This window comes from Methylomonas sp. HYX-M1 (genome assembly GCF_040741385.1).
Taxonomy (GTDB): Bacteria; Pseudomonadota; Gammaproteobacteria; order Methylococcales; family Methylomonadaceae; genus Methylomonas; species Methylomonas rhizoryzae.
On the sequence record NZ_CP160405.1, the window covers coordinates 4,003,206 to 4,020,474 of the forward strand.

Genomic DNA, 17,269 nt, shown 5'->3' on the forward strand with positions numbered 1-17,269 from the left:
GTAGCAAACCTGGCATTAATCGGTATAGCGGTAGATCGAACTGATCTGGGCGTTATGATCCAGTTTGATCAATTCGCTCAACAAACCGTCGTGCAAACCGTACACCCAACCGTGCAGAGAGGGTTTGTGGCCGTGCCGCCAGGCGTATTGCACAATGGAAGTATGCGCCAAGCGGTACACTTGTTCGATGATGTTCAGCTCTATCATGCGGTCCATCTTTTTTTCCGCCGGCATGTATTCCAATTCGTCCTGGTGCAAACGGTAAATATCTTTGATGTGCAACAACCATTTATTGGTGATCGCCAGATCCGCCCGTTGCGGTTGTAATGCCGCCTTGACGCCGCCGCAGCCGTAATGCCCGCAAACGATGATGTGTTTTACCTTCAATACCGAAATCGCATATTGCAAGACGCTTAAACAATTGAAATCGGTGTTAATGATTTGATTGGCAATATTTCGGTGCACGAAAATTTGCCCGGGCTGAGCGTTTACCACGGTTTCCGCCGGCACCCGGCTATCCGAGCAACCTATCCATAAAAAATCCGGTCGCTGCTCTGCGGCAAGATGGCTGAAAAAACCGGGGTCTTTTTTACTGATCTCTTCCGACCAGGCTTTGTTTTCCAATAATAGCTTTTCAGGGGCGTGCATAAGGAACTCCTTGTTGATATTCAAGAAATAGACGGACTGCAAAACATTCGGTTCAACCCGCGCACAGTCATTATATTATCGATTCGATATTATTAAAGCATTTCTAAAGCCCGCCTTGGCGAAACGGCAGACTGATTGGAATACGGTTAAAGTAACGGCTTGGCTGTTGCGGTGAGAATTTGCGTATGCTGCGGCTGCAAACGATGCGTCCAAGCCGTCAGTGCGGGAGCTTGTATCGATAGCAAATGCTGCGGAAACAAGCCCAACCACAGCACCAACAAAGCGGGCACGGCCAATATCGCCAACTCGCGGGACAACAAATCTTCGCCATTCTGCACAGCTTCGCGCACCACCGGCCCGAATAAGCCGCGCCGGATAAAACCCAAGCTATAGGCCGCTCCGACCACTGCGGCAAACAATACCGGCACCGCCAGCACCGGAAACGCCTCTACCGTTGCCCATAGCAACAACCATTCGGCCGGAAAACCGTTGGTTCCCGGCACGCCGATAGCGGATAAGCTGAACAATATGAACAGGGTCGCCAACCGTGGCATCGGTTTGGCCAAGCCGCCCAGATGCAAAATATCGGTACCGCCCAAGCGCTGCTGAAGCATGCCGGCCAGCAACATCAAAGCCGCAGCCGCAACCCCGAAATTCAACATTTGCATTAATGCACCCTGCAGACCTTGCATATTGCTGGCCGCGATCCCCATTAAAACCAAGCCGACGTGGCTAACCCCGGCATAGGCCAGCAACCTGCGCAGATTGCTTTGTTGCAACGCAATCAAGCCGGCATAAATCAGCGTCGCCGCCCCGACAACCGCCAACAACCAGCGCTGCTCGCCGGCGGCGTCCGGCGCTAGCGGCATGGCAAACCGCACGATACCGTACAAACCTAGTTTCAAGCCGGTCAACAGTGCGGTGATCTGGGCGGGCGCTTCGAAGGCTACGCTCGGCAACCAGGTATGAAACGGCGGCAACGGCGCTTTAACGGCAAATCCCAACAGCAACAATGCAAAAATCGAGCGCTGCAGGGAATCGGACAAGGGCAAAGCCAAAAGCTGCGGTAAGCTAAAACTCAAACTGCCGGTAAGTTCCGCATGTTGCAATGCCAGCAATGCGAATCCAAATAACAAGGGCACTCCGCCGAACAGCATGTATAAGGTGTATTTCATCGCCGCGTAACGGCGTTGCGCCCCGCCGCCCCATAAGCCGATCAGGAAAAACAGCGGCGGCAGGGTCAATTCCCAAAACAAAAAGAACAGCAACAAATCCAGTGCGGTGAAAATGCCCAAGGTCGCCGTTTCCAAAGCCAACAGCAAGGCCAGATGAAAACGTTGCAGCGTCGTCACCGAACGCCAGCCCATGGCTATGGCCAGCAAAGTCAACAACGCGGTCATCGGCAGAAACAACAAGGAAATGCCGTCCACGCCCAGCAAATAATGCACGTTCAAAGCCTCTATCCACAGCCGATCTTCCAGCAGCTGAAAACCGGCCTGCTCGCGCTCGAACACTGCCACCACGACCAGCGTCAGCAGCAACTCCAGCGCCGCGACCGCCAACGCCAATGGCTTGGCCCGCTCGGGTTTGCACACGGCCAGAAGCAACGCTCCGCCTAGCGGCCAAAACACGCAGATTGATAGCAAAGGCAAGTTATTCATGGTCGGGGAGATTGCTGTGGTGCCTATGATGTTCCGGATAGTGTTCGCCGATTTCGCTGGCTTCCTGATCGATGTATTTGAGCCAGGGGGTGGTGTAAAAACCGGTAGCGATCAACAAACCGCACACGGTCAGCGCAATCAGCCGTTCTTGCAAAACCGGGTGATGGATGCTGCTGTAAGGCTGTGCAAAACGCCGCCTATGGGTGATAAACAGACGTTGGAACGCCCACAACAAAAACGCCGCCGCCAATACGTTGCCCAACAAAATTGCGATGGCGGTCAACCAGCCGTGTTCTTCTATCACCCCTTCGATCAACAAATGCGCCGCATCGAAACCGGGAGTACCCGGCATCACCATGGTGCTGAGCGCCGAGATCAAAAACAACAGCGCAATCGCCGAATTGGTTTCGAACAAACCGCCTAGGCGCGGCAAGAACGAGGTGCGGGTGCGTTCGTAAATCAAGCCTATGCTGAACAGCATGCCGGCCGTCGCCAAGCCGTAAGCGATAGACAGCAAGATGCTGCCTTCCAACGCAAAATCGTTGAACGAAAACATGCCGATGACCAGCATGCCGGTATGGCTGATCACCGCAAACGACAACAAACGGCGCATATTGATCTGCATCAGCGCCAACACTGCCCCGTAGAAAATCCCGATCAACCCCAAGGCCAGCGCGAAATGCGCCCACTCCTCCGCAGCACCGGGCACCAAAGGCAAGATAAAGCGGATCACGGCGTAAATGCCCAATTTCAAGCCGTGCAGAAAAATCGCCGCGCTGGCCGCCGTGCCGTGCTCGGCCAGGGGCGGCAGCCAGGCGTGAAACGGAAACAGCGGCATCCGCACCGCAAACCCGAAAAACAACAGGATGAAAATCAGGGTCTCATGCGGAATCGCCAATTGATGGTGCTTCAGCGTCAGCCAGTCGAAACTCAAGGGCAAACCGCTGTCTGCCAGCCCGAAACTCAATAGCAGAAAGCCGGCCAAACTCATCGCCAAGCCGGACAACCAATATTGCAGCACGGTTTTAATCACTTGGTTGCGCCGCATGCCGGTACCGGCGGACAGGGTCAGCAACACCACCGGCACTAACTCCATCAAGCACCAAAACCAAAATTGCAACACGTTCAGCGCCACGAACGCGCCGATCAATACCCCCTGATATGCCAGCACGCACACCACGAACAGCCGATCGTGCACATGGCGGGTAATGGTGGTGTAGATCAGGGTCAGCAAACCGACGATAGCCGCCAAAGGCACGAACAAGATGTTGGTCCCGTCCACCCCGGCGCGATAAGCCAATCCGAAAATATTCCAACTTTCCGCCAAATGAATGCCGGCCGCGTCGGCGTCGAACACGCTCAGCAAATACAGACTCAGCAACACGTTGGCAACCGCGCCGCCAAAAGCAATCCTGAAGGTTAAGGCCGGGCGGGCCAACAAGACCGCCAGCGCCGCAACCAGCGGCAGCAGGGTCAAACTGCTCAACAACGGAAAGGCACTGGCGGCCGGCCAATACACAATATCGGTCGTCATCCCGGATACCCCGCCGCGGCCATCAAAACGATCAACACGAACAACGACAAATAACGCGGTTTCAGCAACAAGCGCTCGAAGCGGTTGGCGGCCCTGCCCAAACGGCGCCCGAACCGAACCGAATCGCGCCCTATCCCGGATAAAATGAAGCGGTACTCGAACCAATTCAACACTGCCGCGCTCCACTGCGCCAACTTGCCGGCAATGCCGCTGCCTTGCGCAAAACTGTCCTCATCGCTTTCCAAATTTGCGCCCATCCGCCGCTCTTCCCATTGCGCCAGCGAAGAAATCGCCCTGATAGTCGGGGCCGGCATCCCCAACGCCGGGTCTACCCATTGTTCGTCGAAATAGCGCATGTCGGCACCTAAGCCCTGCACCGGTTTGACCAGCACCGCATCCACCGCCGGTTCCAGCCAACCGCGCTGCAGAGCGGCTAAAAATCCAAAACGCCAGTCGTTTAACGACGCATGTACCGGCTTGACCGGACGGGCACCGGTAACGTGCAAAATCGAAGGCGCGCTCAACAGCAAATAGCAACGCACCACCGCGTGCGCCGCCATGTGCCAGGTCGCCACTTCCCACCAACCCAGACCGCATTCGGCAAACATCACCCCCAATTGACCGGCGGCCGCATAGGCTTGGGCGCTTTTGACGTCGGTTTGCGCCAAGCCTACCCAGTAGCCGTACAGCGCCGTCGTAGCGCCTACCGCCAGCAACAACGCCCGGGCGACCGGGGCGTGTTCGAACATGGCTTGCAACTGTATCAACAAGAAAACCCCGGCGTGTATCATGACTCCACCATAAAACACCGCACTGGACGGCGTGGGTCCTTCCATCGCTCGGGCCAGCCACGGGGTAAACGGCACTTGCGCGGACTTGGCACAGGCGGCCAACGCAAAGCACAAAGCCAACAGATTGCCGTCTTGCGCGGCTAATTCCGCACTACGCGCATTGATCTGCGCCCAATCCGCGCTACCCAGCCACACCAAAGCCAGCGCGATACCCAACAAAAATCCGCCGTCGCCGACCCGATTGGTGACAAAAACGCGGGTGGCGTTGTGCGCGGCGATAGGCCTGTCGTAGGCGTAAGCGATCAACAAATACGAGCACAGGCCGGCCAATTCCCAACCGACGAAGGTAAACAGCGCATTAGCCGACAGCACCAGCAGCAACATGGCCGCGCCGAACAGATTCAACAAAAACACGAAGCGGTGAAACCCGGCTTCCCGGTGCAAATAGTTGACTGCAAAGCGCATGACCAGCCACAGCAACACGCTAAAAAGCGCGGCAACGGCCAAATTGAACGGGCGAACTTGCAGTGCGAGCGCGATACTGACCTTGCCGGACTGCAGCCAATCGGCGAAATGCACGGTTTCCGCAGTCGTCCATCCCAAAAACAAAGCCAAGCACCAAGCGACCGACAACAAACCGCTTAAACTTAAAGCCGCCACGCCAAGCCCACTGCTGGCCCGTTCGCCCGACTCGCCGGCAACGATGCGAAAAAAATGCAAGCCGCCGATAGCTAGCGCAGCCAGAAAAGGACATAAAGGGATTAACGCAATCCAAGCGTTCATGGCGATCTCAGCAAACGGTAGGTTGTTGAATCAGCAGAGTGGCAACCGGGCCGGTTTCCTCGCGGTAGCAATCCGGCGAGGACGCGCGTACCGGCAACTCGCCGGGCTGCGGCTGCCAGGCGACGAAACCTCGGCCGCGTTCGAACACCTGGATGGCGCCGTCGTCCGGATCGATGGCGCTAAGATGCAGCCAACCGCCGCCAACCAGCTCTTGCAAGGCGGCTTGACGGGCGTAAATTCGTTCCAACACCTGGGTTTTGGCTTCCACCACCAACTGCAAGCGCATCGCTTCGTGAATTTCTATCATTTGCCGCGGTAAACCGGTCCGCAAATCGCTGGCCGCACCCTCCATCACCGCGAAAAACCCGGTCGGATTGTGCGGCACCTTGGAACCGCAGCCCAAGCGTTCGTTATTGACCGTGGAAAAATAGTATTCCAGATTAATGCCGGCGCCGACCGGACCGACCGCCAACAATATGCCTTCCAAAATACTGCCGTCCGGATCTTGAGTCGGATCGTAGGAAATCAAAAACAGCCGCCTGTCGAAAAACGCGCCTTGGCTTAGCGCCCGCCGGCCGACCAAGGCCGAGGCGTTGGTGGCGTGGCCCAGCTCGGGCCGGGCTTGCGAGTAATCGGCCGTGCGCTCGAAAAAATGCCGCAAGGCCTGCGCCGGCTTGGGACGGCGCGGCGCGGAGGCCAAACGCCGGCAGCGCTCGTGGGCCGACATCTGCCGGGCGTGCTGCATTTCGGATTGGAAGCGCTGCAGTGCCGGGCGGCGTGCGCCGGGCACTGCATCGTCGTCGTACCAAGTCAGTTGCTCGTTGCCGGTATTGTGCTCGGCACCGACGAACCAGGTATCGGCCGGAATGTTAATCCCGCGCTCGGCCAGCAAAGCCCTCACCTCGGCGCGATTGGCCATCGCCGCGAACAAGCGCGCATTCGGCCCGCCGTGACGGCCGCTGCAAGCCCCGCAATCGTAAGCGGCCAGATGCGGGTTGTTCTGGCTGATGGACCCGTGCCCCATCAACACAACCAGCTCGGCAAACCCGTAGGTCAAACCGGTATTGCGCAAAAACCCCGCAACCCGCTCGGCTTGCTCGCGGTCGGTAAAGCCGTGACGGGGATGCTCCGGCGTCGCCGGCAGGCTGGGGTCCTTGGCGTTGAACTCCAATCGGGACGCCACTTGCGGATCAAAGCGGTCGAGCAGCGCATCGACTAAGGCCGCCTGTCGCGCCGGAGCCACGCCTTTCAGCAGCAGATTCAGCAGCGTCAACGGGGCGAGCGCATGCAGCAAGGGATAAGCGACCAATACGTGCCGACGCAAGCCGTGGAACACCGCTTCGGCAATTCGCTTCACCCGGAGATTTGCCCGCCGGTGTTTAGCCAACGCGACCTCCTGCCCGGCCTGGCTTGCCTCGTTTACCTCGTGCGCCGGAACCACTACCACCGGACATAGCGGCGTAGCCTGGCTATCGTCCAGACCGCGATAATTCATGGGCACCCCGAAAAAACCGGCGGCCCCCAGCGTTTCTATCGCCGGATTCAATTCTTCCAAGTGGCGGCGAATGCCCTCTTCCCGGTCATCCATGCAGAAAATAATCTGCGCCTGCGGCCGGGCGTTGCGTTTGGCCCAACGGCCGCGCCCACGGTTGGCATGCAGAGCTTGCAGCAATTGCTGGCGATAATGACGCTCGTAAGCGGTCAGCCAAACCTGACTCTGCCGAGCCGGATCGAATTGTTCGATCGTCTTAAGCCAATCCAGCAACTCGGTTGGCGCGATTCGACCGATTTCCGCAGCGCTCAACTCTAATGCCCGGCACAATCCGAATGCGCGCCAGCCGTGGTCACACACCCCGAGTTGGCCCGATTGCGCAGATCCCAACGGACTGCGCCGCCAAGTCCAAATCCTTTCGGCCAACTCCTGCCAAGCTTGCTTGGGCGACGCCGAGGCCAGCAAGGCTTGGCCGGCTTCCTGCAGATATTCAGGCAATTCGCCGGCAAAAACCGCTACCCGCACACTGAATTCCGCCGGGTTTTTGTCGAAATAGCCGCGCAACTTGTCCAGTCTGGCCGAATGCCGCCATTGCTCTCGGCACAGCGGCTCCAGGTAGAGCCGGTCCAAGACCAGACGTAACGCCAGATAATCCGCCAAGCGCGGCGCGCCGACCGCCCCGCGCCGGTAAGACGGATGGGTTTGCCGCCAATTGATCAAACCGGACCAACCGGGCAACTCCAACGCCAGTCGCTGCAGATAGGTTTCCCAGCGTTCGCACGGAATCGCCATGGCTTGCAATTGCTGCACGATAGCGGCTACGGGATCGGCCGGCAATTCGGCGATCAAATCGCGCCAGCCGGACAATTCTTGCAACGTCGCGGACAGGTCCGTTCCGGCCGACGCCAACCAGGCCGAGTACAAGCCCTGCTCGCCCGCCGGCAGCTGCCAAGCCGCCATGCCTTCGTCCAGGGCAATAGCGCACCAGCGGATCAATTGCGGGCGAACCTGCTCCAGCGCGTCCGTGCCGGTCAATGCCTGCAACAAGCCGCGCATCGTCAATTCCCGCCCGACTTGCGCGAATAGGCTATCGATTTCGCCGCCAATCCGCCGCTGCATTTCGGCGGACAACAGCGCGCCGCTATCGCCGCTCCACGCTTGCGCCTGCTCGTCGGACAAATCCAACAACTGCTCGGGGTGCAGATCGGGAGGCTGTAGATTGAGTAGCGCCAACACCGCTTGCCACACCTGCTGCTGTTCGGGGTCATGACTCAACTTTTGCTGCAACTGCCATGACAACCGGTTGGCCGGCAGCGGCGTCAAATCGTGCAATAAGCCGGCCCGGTACAAATCGCGCCGGCTTATCGACTTTTGCCCTAACACGAATAACGGCGCCGGTTCCGATAGCATGCCGGCTTGCCGTAACGCGGCATCCAAATCGCTATCGTCTATCCGCCCTTGGGCGTAAAACTTGCGAAATTCCGTAGCGGGCAAATAGCAATCGATCCCGGTTAACGCCTGAAATTCGGCCAAGGCCTGTTCGAACGGCAAATGCTGAAAGCCGTGCAGCGTGTTGTGGTGCACGAAATCGTGTATCGGCGCCTGCCCCGGCAGGATATGATCCAAATGGGCGATGGCATTCAACACATAATCGCGCAGTTCGGCCGTTTCCGGCCCATGCGGCTGAACAGGCGCAGTCATGGCAACCGCTCCCCTATCACCTCTATCATCCGGGCCACGGTGGCGTCGGATATAGCGATCAACGGCGACGGCAACAAACCGAAGCCGACGATCCCGACCACCAGCGTGCCGGAAGCCAGCCACTCCATCGGTTTCAAGTCGGCGATCTCACGCATCTGCGGCTTGATCGGGCCGGTGAACAGCAAACCTATGGTCCGCATCGCATAAGCGGCGCTAATCAGAATACTGAGGCTGAACAACGCCATTAGCGCGCCCCATTGCTGCAATCCACCCAGCAGCGTATGCAATTCGGCGATAAAACCGACCGAGCCCGGCAAACCCATCGCGGCCAACAGGGTCAACGTCGTCAAGGCCGCGAATCCCGGCATGACTTGCACTAAGGAGCTGTAATCTTGGATGTTACGGGTGTAAGTACGCTCGTACAGCAAGCCAACGAGCAAGAACAATGCCCCGGCGATCAAGCCGTGCGCGGTCATTTGCAAGATGGCGCCGCTAAATCCGGCCGGATTCAGAGTGGCTATGCCCAACAGCACCACGCCCATGTGGCTGAGGGAGGAATAAGCGACCATGGCTTTTAAATCGGCTTGACGCCAGGCCAGCAGACCGCCGTACAACATGCCGAACAAGGCAAGAAACACCAATACGGGTTGCAAAAGCTGGGCGGCTACCGGCAGCATCACCACGGTCCGCAACAAACCGTACGCGCCCATTTTGAGAAGAATGCCGGATAGTAGAATGCTGATAGGACTGGGGGCTTCGACGTGGGCCAAGGGCAACCAGCCGTGCAAGGGGAAAATCGGCATCTTTACCCCGAAACCCAACAAAAAACCCAGTAGTACCAGCACTTGCTCTACTATCGGCATGTTCTGCGCCGCTTGCCCCATAGAGGCCATCAACGAACCTTGATGTTCCAAATCGTACTGGCTGACGGCCAACAGGCTCAACAGCATGAACACCGAGCCGCCCATGGTATACAGGACAAAATTCAAACTGGCCGCGTGGCGGCGCTTACCGCCCCAGCGGTCGATCAGGAAAAACAGCGGAATCAGCGTGACTTCCCAGAAGATGTAGAACAAGGCCCAATCTTGAGCCATGAACACGCCGAGCATGCCGAATTCCAGCAGCAGAACGCAAATATGATACCCCTTTGTATCGTACTTGACCGAAAAAGATGCGAACAAGGCGATCAAGGTTAACAAGCAGGCCAGCACCAACATCGGCATGGACAAACCGTCCACGCCCAAGGCATAGGCGCTGCCGAGTTTGGGATTGAGCGGATAGAACTCGCTAAACTGCATGGCGCTGTCGCCGGCATCGAACCGATACAGCAGCAAACAAGCCAGCAACAAAGCCAAGGCAGCGAACGTCTGACTGACGCCGCGAACGACCCCGGTGCGCTGCGCGGAAACCGGCAGCAACAACAGCGCCCCAACGGCCGGCGTCCACAGCAAGCTACTTAAAATGGTCATGTTGAAATATCGACAATAGAACTGGTCGACATTTTAATAGCATTTGGTTGAAATAAGCCAATTTTATATGTCAATGGTTTATATAAACCAAACTTTAGATAACACACAGAATCAGCCCCGCACCAGTCGCCACCACCCCGATCACGCCAACGGCGTATCTCAGTCATCCAGCTGATATTCCAGCTCCGGCAGCACCACCTCCCAGCGCTGGCAGCGCAAATTTTCCGAACCGCCGTTCTTGACCTGCCTCGCCAAAATGCCGGCGACGCGGACGGCGGCGATAGTGCCGCGCGGCGGCGCAAAGGCCTGAGCCATGCGGGCAACCGCGGTACCGTTCGCATCGGCCAGCTCCCAACCGGACTGGCCGTCGCCGCGCGGACGCAGGACCAGCGGAGTACCGTAGTCCAGCGCGGCGATAGCGCGGTGGACGGGATGAGCGGCGGCGAAGTAACCGGGCCAGGATAATATGACGTGCTCCGGAGTAGCCTGCCACAGGCGCCGTTTTACGTCGGCCACCTCGCTCGCCGCTTCGATAGACCTGCTCAGGCACAGCGGCGCGCAATCTTCGACAAAGGCGTGGCGGCCGCCGGTGCGCCGGCACAGCGTTAAGGTCTGGCGGGCACGGGTCATCGCCACGTAAAATAACCGGCGCTCGTCGTCGCCGGTTTGCTGCCAGCCGTCCGCATCCAAAATCAGCACGTGGTCGAATTCCAAACCCTTGGCTCTATGGGCCGTCATCAGCAATAACGGCGCGTTCGGGCCGTCGGCAAAGCGGGCTTGACGGCCGCTGCCGAATTCGTACACGGCTTCGATCAGATCGGCTACCACCCGCCGAGAGGCCAACGGCCAACCGCTGCCGGCCGCACCGTCGCTAGGCAGGGTTTCGCTATCGGCGATGAACTGCGCCAGCATGGCCCGGTAGGGATGTTGCAGCGGTTCGTGGACCGCTTGCCGGTAGCGGCGGCGAAACCAGCGCGACAGTACACCGCAACGCAGCCACAGACGCGGCCGGCCGTGGCGTTGCCGATTCAGCAAGTCCAACAGCAGCGCGCCTTCGCGGGTCGTGTACAAGGCCGGCAAGTTTTCTTCGCTGAGCAAGCGCGCCGGAATGTTTTGCCGGCGGCACAACGCGGCCAATGGCTCCAACGCCGCCCAATGCCGGGCAATCACGGCACAGCGCCCCCAGTAACGCACGCCCTCGCCGTACTGCACAGCCTGCAAGCGCTGTAACTCGGCCAGTGCTACCGCCAGCTCGGCGCCGGCTTGCGTCGGCGTTAGCAAAATCTGCACCCGCCCGCGGGCAAGCGGATCCAGCACCTCAAACGCACCGCCGTCCGCCTGGTCAGCGCGGGCATGGTCGATGCGGATTTTGCCATCGTGTTTCATCCGCTGCCGCGCCTTGGCGATCACTCGGTTGGCACACGCGATGATGTGCAGGGTAGAGCGGTAATTTTCCAACAGATAATGGGTCGTGGCCTGGTAGTCCTCGGCAAAGCGGCGGATAAAACCGGCATCGGCCAGATTGAAGGCATAGATGTTTTGATCGTCGTCGCCGACCGCCATCAACGCCAGCTTGTCGTCGGCCGTTTGCACCCCACGCCCGGCCAGTGCGCTGATCAATTGGTAATGGTCGGCGTTGATGTCCTGATATTCGTCGATCAATACGTGACTCAAGCCGGCCAACAACCGGTCGCGACGAAGCGAAGCACCGTTGGCTTCATCGACGTCGGCCCCGCGCAGCAGCTCGGCGGCGCGCTGGAACAACAACTGGAAATCGACGCTCTCGCCGCGCTCGGCGGCTACCGCGCAGCTGGTACCGGTCAGGCGCAGAGCCAAGGTATGCAGGGTTTGCACGGTGACTCCAGCCCCATCGGCGCCGGCCAAGGCACGCAAGCGGCCGCGAATTTCCGCCGCAGCGGCCCGGTTATAGGTCAACACCATGATCGCATCGGCCGGCACACCCGCCTCGTGCAGCAACCAGGCGACACGATGGACGATGACCTTGGTCTTGCCGGAACCGGGACCGGCCAACACCAACAGATTGGCGTTTGCCGGCGCGGCAACCACGGCTTGCTGCTCGGGATTCTTCAAGTCGACCAGGATGCGGCGGTGCGCGGCTTCGCTGCCGGCCATCGTCAATATGTCCTCGCGGCCGGCGAAATAGCGCCGCACGAATTCGTCACGCTGCAGCGCGAAGTAATCGACGATAAACGCCATCGCCGCTTGAAGTTTACCCAACGCCAGTTTGGCGTATTCGCTCATCACGTGAATCTGGATGATTTTGTCGCGGTAGTGCAGCGCCAGCTCGGCGTAATCGGCATTTTTGAACTGGCGGCGACGGGCGTCCGGATTCAGCCGGATATGCATGGCGGAGCGAAACACCGCCTTACCGCGCGCCAAATGCAACACGTCGTTGGCATCCAGGTACAACAGCGCGGCGGCTAGCGCCAATTGCCAATCGGCCACATCCAGGTCTTGCAAGGTCGCATCGTGTTGCAACGCCGCCTCCAAGGCTTCCTGCCGGCACACAATCAGCAAATTGTTGCCCTGGCGCAGATTATCGAAACAAGCCACCAGGGCCTCAGCCACCCGGCGGCGCTTGGCGCAAATGACCTCGATCTGCCACCAGTCGCGCTGCAATTTGACGTAGCGGTAATCCGGACCGCCGGGGCGCAAACTGAAAAACGCCCGGCGGGCGCCACCGAAGGCTTTGTCGCCGAACGGCTCGGCGAAGGCTTTCAGCAAACGGGTCAGCCGGTCCGGTTGCAAGTCCACCCCGGCATCGCGCCGCAAGCTATCGCATAAACGCCGCACATGCAGCAACTGCCATTGCTCCGAATCGGCGTCCGGCGCCGCTTCGCGCAAGCTATCGATCAGCGCCCGCTCCAGCTTGGCCAAATCGGTCAGCCGTTGCCGCGTGTCGGGCTCGCGATAGAATTGCACGCCGATTTCCTGGTCGTTGGACAGCAATTGAAAGCCGGCCAGTTCATGCAACAACTTCTGCACCGCGTGCACCGGCCGGCCGGTGGCCAGCATCAAATCGTCGGTGCTGATGCCGGCGTCGTCGCCTGCGCTCAGCAGTTCGGCCAGAATAGCCAAATAGGGGCCGGGATCGGCATGCGCTTTCAACTTTTTCGCCAATAGGGCTTTGGCTTCGTCCAGACTGGCGACCCGCAAACTGCCCGGAAACACCCGCACGTGATTTTCCTCGCGCTTGAGCAAACGCGCCTCTTCCAGCCAGGCCACGGCGATGCGCACCTTGGTATCGGCGTCGGCGGCGTCCGGATCGATGCCGTGTTTGTCGGGGATTTCCAGCAGGATCTCACCGCTGCTGACCACCAGCTTGCCTTCGGCGCGCTCTTTGTGGTCCAGACTGCGCAAGGCCTTCAGGATGGCGTAAATGTCTTTTTGGCTGAGCCGCGAGTTGCGCAGCAAGCGAAATTGCACCTCCATGTCGGCCTCGTCGAACAGCAACACGCAACGAGCCGGGTCCTGGTCGCGGCCGGCACGGCCCGCTTCCTGCAAATAGTTTTCCAGCGAGCCCGGCGTATCCAGGTGAATGACCAGACGCACGTCGGCCTTGTCCACCCCCATGCCAAAGGCGTTAGTAGCCGCGATGACCCGCAATTCGCCGGCAATGAACGCCTCCTGCACCCGGCGCTTGTGCTCCGGCAACATGCCGCCGTGGAAATAGCCGCAATTCAAACCGGCCTGGGTCAGAAATTCGGCGGTGTCTTCGACGGTTTTTTGCCGGGCGCAAAATACGATGGCACCGCCGGGTTCGCGCAACGCCTCTTCCAATAAACTCAAGGCCGCCTGCTGTTTACCGTTTTGCGGCACGGCGTGCACTTCGTAGCTCAAATTCTCCCGGCTGACCCCGCCGACCAAACAAGTCAATTCCAAACCTAAGCGCTGGCGGAAATGGCCGACGATGTCGGCGACCACGTCCGGTTTCGCGGTAGCGGTGAAACAGAACACCGGCGACGGCTTGTCTTTTTGTCTGGCTTTGACGAAGCGCGACACGTACAAATAATCCGGGCGAAAGTCGTGACCCCATTTGGACAGGCAATGCGCCTCGTCGAATACCCAGCAGGCAATGTCGCGGTAGGCCAGCGCGTTGGCAAAGGCGCTGCTGCGAAACTGCTCGGGCGCAACGAAGATCAACCCCAAGTCGCCCAGACGCAGCTTGTCCAGCACGGCGCGCCGCTCCAGCGGATTGAGCAGACTGTTCAGATAGCCGGCGCAGGTAATTCCGCGAGCGTCCAGATTGTCGACCTGATCCTTCATCAAAGATTGCAGCGGCGAAATCACCACGGTCAGCCGGCCGCTACGATAGTACCTCGCCAAGGCCGGCAGCTGGTAACACAGGGACTTGCCGCCGCCGGTCGGCAGAATCGCCAAACTCGGCCTGTCGGCCAAAGCGTGTTCGACGATGGTTTGCTGCAAAGAGCCGCCGTCCGCGGTCGCCGGCGTTGGCCTAAACCTGCTGATGCCGGCGAAATAGCGCGGCAGCAACTGTTTCAGATCGTGCTGCTCGGCGCACCAAGCGCATTTCGGATCGCCGCAGGGTATGTCGCGCAGCTGGTTAATCAAGGCTTTACTTTGCGGAAACCGGATGCCGACCCATGGCGGCAACACCGAATTGCCGCCGGCCAGCCGCAACCAAGCCAGCACGTAGGCTAACGGTTTGCGCATATCGGCATCGGCCAGGCCTTGCTCGGCGATTGCCCGTTGCGCCGAAGCGCACACCTTGCCGGCCGTCGCCGCCAGCCAAGCCGCTTGAGCCTCGGTCAAACTCGGCCGCTCGGCATGCCGCAGGCCGGCAAAAAAACCGGCCGGGCCGCGGCCGTTTTCCGGCGCCAGCAAAAAATGCAGACACAACATTTCCTCGGGCTGTTCGGCTACCCGTTGCAGCAAGGCCTCGCGCTGGTCCAGAAACAGCTCAAAAGCCAGCTCCGCGTCGCGCACCGGATCGTTGCGGGTGGTCGTGCACAGTTTGTAATCCTTGACCAGCCGGTGGTAGGGGTTTTGCGGAAAGGCCACCGGCGACAATTCCAGCGTATCCACCAGCGGCAAACCGTGTAGAGCCAGATTCGGATGCAGTAGCGACAGGGCCGGCTGGTCGAAAGCAATCACGTTATGACCCAACACAAACGCCGCACCTTCGGCGATGTGATCCAGACGCTGGGCGAAATCCCTGGCATTGCCGGAGATCCGCAGCCGTTCGCCGGTATCCGGGCGGAAGGCGCCGACCTCGCGCAATTGCAGATTGTTCTGCCGCGCGGTTTCGATGTCCAGGCACAAGCAACGGGGTTTGAATATGGGAGCGGCAAACGCCGTGGATTCCGGATGTAACGGCCGATTAATCATGTGCTGATTTTAGAGTAATCGGCGCCGCATGAGCCAACGGCCCTCATCCAACCGGAGACATTTTTTCAGCGGGCCTTGCCACACCAGTGATTGCGGAAGCGATGCCCCGGCCGAGACGCAAGTGGCGTTACCTGCGACTTCCTTTCATTCGCCGGGGCGGCGATATCGCGGTTTCATGATCGTGAAACCGCCGGTTTGCCGGCTATCCGGCGGATTTTTTTGCTTGTCGCGGCCTTGGAAAAGCGGTTACAAATGACGGCTTTAAACTATAGGAGGAACGCATGAAAACCAAACTGCGCATTTTAACCGTCGCATTCGGCGGATTGATTGCCGAAGCGCAAGCCGGAAGTCTGCACAACGGCACCTGGACCCCTTCCGGCTGCGGCGAACGCCCGCCGGCGCCGACCGTCAACGGCCAAAGCGTGGAAGACTTTAACGCCAGCGTCGCGGCGATCAACGACTGGCAACAGCGTTCCAAGCCTTATTTCGAATGCCTGATCAAAGAAGCCAACGCCGACAACAACGCTATCGCCGATTCGGCCAACAAAGCTCAAGACGACTTTCGCGCCAGAGTGCAGGCTATCGCTGCCGAAGTCGACGCCGCTAAACAAAAATTGGAAAAGTAAAGCGCGGCCGCTTGCGGATAACCCAATGCGTTCGGGCTGGACTCGCTTTACAACTAACGGAACCCGCAAGCCGCGGCCTGCGGGGGTTCTGTAGACGCCAAGCGAACAACCTCAATCGCAATCGGCCGGCTTGCCGGTTTGCCGGCAAGCGTTTCCATCCGCCCCGCTATCGGCAGGGCCGGACGAGCGACCGGTACCCACCGCGGTGTTGCCTATGCGTATCGAGGTACTGCCGTCGTCGTGGTAGATCGAGCTGCCTATCGCCGTCCCGGTCGAACCGTCCGAACCGTACACGGTATTGCCCATCCGGATGTAACTCGTACCATCGTCGGAATACAGCGTGCCGCTCGAAGTCCGGTTGCCGTCCGCAGCCGCGACCGTCGACACAATGATCAGGAATAACATTAAGCGTTTCATACTCTCCTCCTGCCGCTGGTTCGGCTTTGTAAATCCCGCTATTACCGGCGTTAGAGGCAGGTTTGCCGCAAAAGTTTACCGGCAAATCGGCCCGTACCGTTCTTAGGCGAATAGCATGGTACCCCGGGGAAGGCGCGGCGTATAGCGGCGGAACGTCGCTCCGGCTTGACTTTCGCCTGCACGAACAACATGATTGCAACAGGACCTGGCGGCGGTGCCGCCGTGCAAACCTGCCGGGGCGGCTTCGCAACCACCGGGAGCATGGGCGAAGGGAAGACGAGGAATCGTTCCCGCACCGCTTAAGCAAAGCTAAAGAATGGTTTGCCAAGCTAATCGAGAGACACTAGCCGTTGTTCAGTTTCCAGGCGCCCGCCAGGGGGGTGAAGCATGAAATATCGATTATCATTAGCCGTAACCGTTTTAGCGGCATGCATGGTACACAGCTCGGCGGCGTGGCCGCACGGCCGCGGCGGAGGCTGGGCCGGCCACCATCACCATGGCGGACGTTTCGGGTTTTACGTGGGCTCGCCGTTTTTCTCCGATCCCTTCTATAGCTGGAGATTCGGCTACCCCTATTCGTATTATCCGCCGACTATTATTACCGTACCGTCACAACCGCCTGTATATATCGAGCAAACGCCGACCCGGCAGTACCCGGCGGGCTATTGGTATTACTGCGATAACCCGCAAGGCTATTATCCTTACGTAAAACATTGCCCGTCCGGCTGGCAACCGGTGGAACCCACCCCGCCGCAATGAAACCGCATATAAGCCGGC

10 protein-coding genes are annotated in these 17,269 nt (G+C 59.2%); 2 read left to right on the forward strand and 8 right to left on the reverse strand.

The features are described 5' to 3' along the window. Positions 1-15: 15 nt before the first annotated feature. The 7 genes from can to AB0A83_RS18115 all read right to left on the reverse strand — a co-directional run bounded on the left by can (position 16) and on the right by AB0A83_RS18115 (position 15,449). Entirely contained in the window at positions 16-648 is a 633-nt protein-coding gene (gene can, locus AB0A83_RS18085; protein ID WP_150050827.1) for a carbonate dehydratase, read from the reverse strand. A gap of 146 nt (positions 649-794) precedes the next feature. Further along, positions 795-2,309, reverse strand: a complete 1,515-nt coding sequence (locus tag AB0A83_RS18090; RefSeq protein ID WP_367154885.1) for a NuoM family protein — start codon at positions 2,307-2,309, stop codon at positions 795-797. After that, on the reverse strand, positions 2,302-3,843 hold the full coding sequence (locus AB0A83_RS18095; RefSeq protein WP_367154886.1) for a NuoM family protein: 1,542 nt from the start codon (positions 3,841-3,843) through the stop codon (positions 2,302-2,304). Before AB0A83_RS18095 ends, AB0A83_RS18090 begins: the two co-directional genes overlap by 8 nt. Continuing rightward, a complete protein-coding gene (locus AB0A83_RS18100) occupies positions 3,840-5,417 on the reverse strand; it encodes a proton-conducting transporter membrane subunit (RefSeq protein WP_367154887.1) in 1,578 nt (525 codons plus the stop codon). Before AB0A83_RS18100 ends, AB0A83_RS18095 begins: the two co-directional genes overlap by 4 nt. Before the next feature lie 7 nt (positions 5,418-5,424). After that, positions 5,425-8,610, reverse strand: coding sequence for a DUF2309 domain-containing protein (locus AB0A83_RS18105; RefSeq protein WP_150050835.1), 3,186 nt, complete (start codon positions 8,608-8,610; stop codon positions 5,425-5,427). Next, a complete protein-coding gene (locus tag AB0A83_RS18110) occupies positions 8,607-10,079 on the reverse strand; it encodes a NuoM family protein (protein WP_150050837.1) in 1,473 nt (490 codons plus the stop codon). Before AB0A83_RS18110 ends, AB0A83_RS18105 begins: the two co-directional genes overlap by 4 nt. Before the next feature lie 159 nt (positions 10,080-10,238). Beyond that, positions 10,239-15,449: a RecQ family ATP-dependent DNA helicase gene (locus AB0A83_RS18115; protein ID WP_367154888.1), complete on the reverse strand. Its 5,211-nt coding sequence runs from the start codon at positions 15,447-15,449 to the stop codon at positions 10,239-10,241. A gap of 281 nt (positions 15,450-15,730) precedes the next feature. Between AB0A83_RS18115 and AB0A83_RS18120 the strand changes: the two genes are divergently transcribed. Further along, on the forward strand, positions 15,731-16,075 hold the full coding sequence (locus AB0A83_RS18120) for a hypothetical protein (RefSeq protein WP_150050841.1): 345 nt from the start codon (positions 15,731-15,733) through the stop codon (positions 16,073-16,075). 111 nt (positions 16,076-16,186) lie between these two features. Here AB0A83_RS18120 and AB0A83_RS18125 read toward each other — a convergent pair whose 3' ends face one another. Next, positions 16,187-16,492: a hypothetical protein gene (locus tag AB0A83_RS18125; protein ID WP_150050843.1), complete on the reverse strand. Its 306-nt coding sequence runs from the start codon at positions 16,490-16,492 to the stop codon at positions 16,187-16,189. A 387-nt stretch (positions 16,493-16,879) separates the two neighbouring features. Here AB0A83_RS18125 and AB0A83_RS18130 point away from each other — a divergent pair, with 387 nt between their 5' ends. Further along, on the forward strand, positions 16,880-17,251 hold the full coding sequence (locus tag AB0A83_RS18130; protein ID WP_150050845.1) for a hypothetical protein: 372 nt from the start codon (positions 16,880-16,882) through the stop codon (positions 17,249-17,251). Positions 17,252-17,269: the final 18 nt, after the last annotated feature.

Excerpts from the sequence above, each read along its gene's own strand:
- AB0A83_RS18105 (WP_150050835.1), bottom strand. The coding sequence starts at position 8,610 with ATGACTGCGCCTGTTCAGCCGCATGGGCCGGAAACGGCCGAACTGCGC.
- AB0A83_RS18125 (WP_150050843.1), bottom strand. The coding sequence starts at position 16,492 with ATGAAACGCTTAATGTTATTCCTGATCATTGTGTCGACGGTCGCGGCT.
- AB0A83_RS18090 (WP_367154885.1), bottom strand. The coding sequence starts at position 2,309 with ATGAATAACTTGCCTTTGCTATCAATCTGCGTGTTTTGGCCGCTAGGC.
- AB0A83_RS18115 (WP_367154888.1), bottom strand. The coding sequence starts at position 15,449 with ATGATTAATCGGCCGTTACATCCGGAATCCACGGCGTTTGCCGCTCCC.
- AB0A83_RS18130 (WP_150050845.1), top strand. The coding sequence starts at position 16,880 with ATGAAATATCGATTATCATTAGCCGTAACCGTTTTAGCGGCATGCATG.
- AB0A83_RS18100 (WP_367154887.1), bottom strand. The coding sequence starts at position 5,417 with ATGAACGCTTGGATTGCGTTAATCCCTTTATGTCCTTTTCTGGCTGCG.
- can (WP_150050827.1), bottom strand. The coding sequence starts at position 648 with ATGCACGCCCCTGAAAAGCTATTATTGGAAAACAAAGCCTGGTCGGAA.
- AB0A83_RS18110 (WP_150050837.1), bottom strand. The coding sequence starts at position 10,079 with ATGACCATTTTAAGTAGCTTGCTGTGGACGCCGGCCGTTGGGGCGCTG.
- AB0A83_RS18095 (WP_367154886.1), bottom strand. The coding sequence starts at position 3,843 with ATGACGACCGATATTGTGTATTGGCCGGCCGCCAGTGCCTTTCCGTTG.
- AB0A83_RS18120 (WP_150050841.1), top strand. The coding sequence starts at position 15,731 with ATGAAAACCAAACTGCGCATTTTAACCGTCGCATTCGGCGGATTGATT.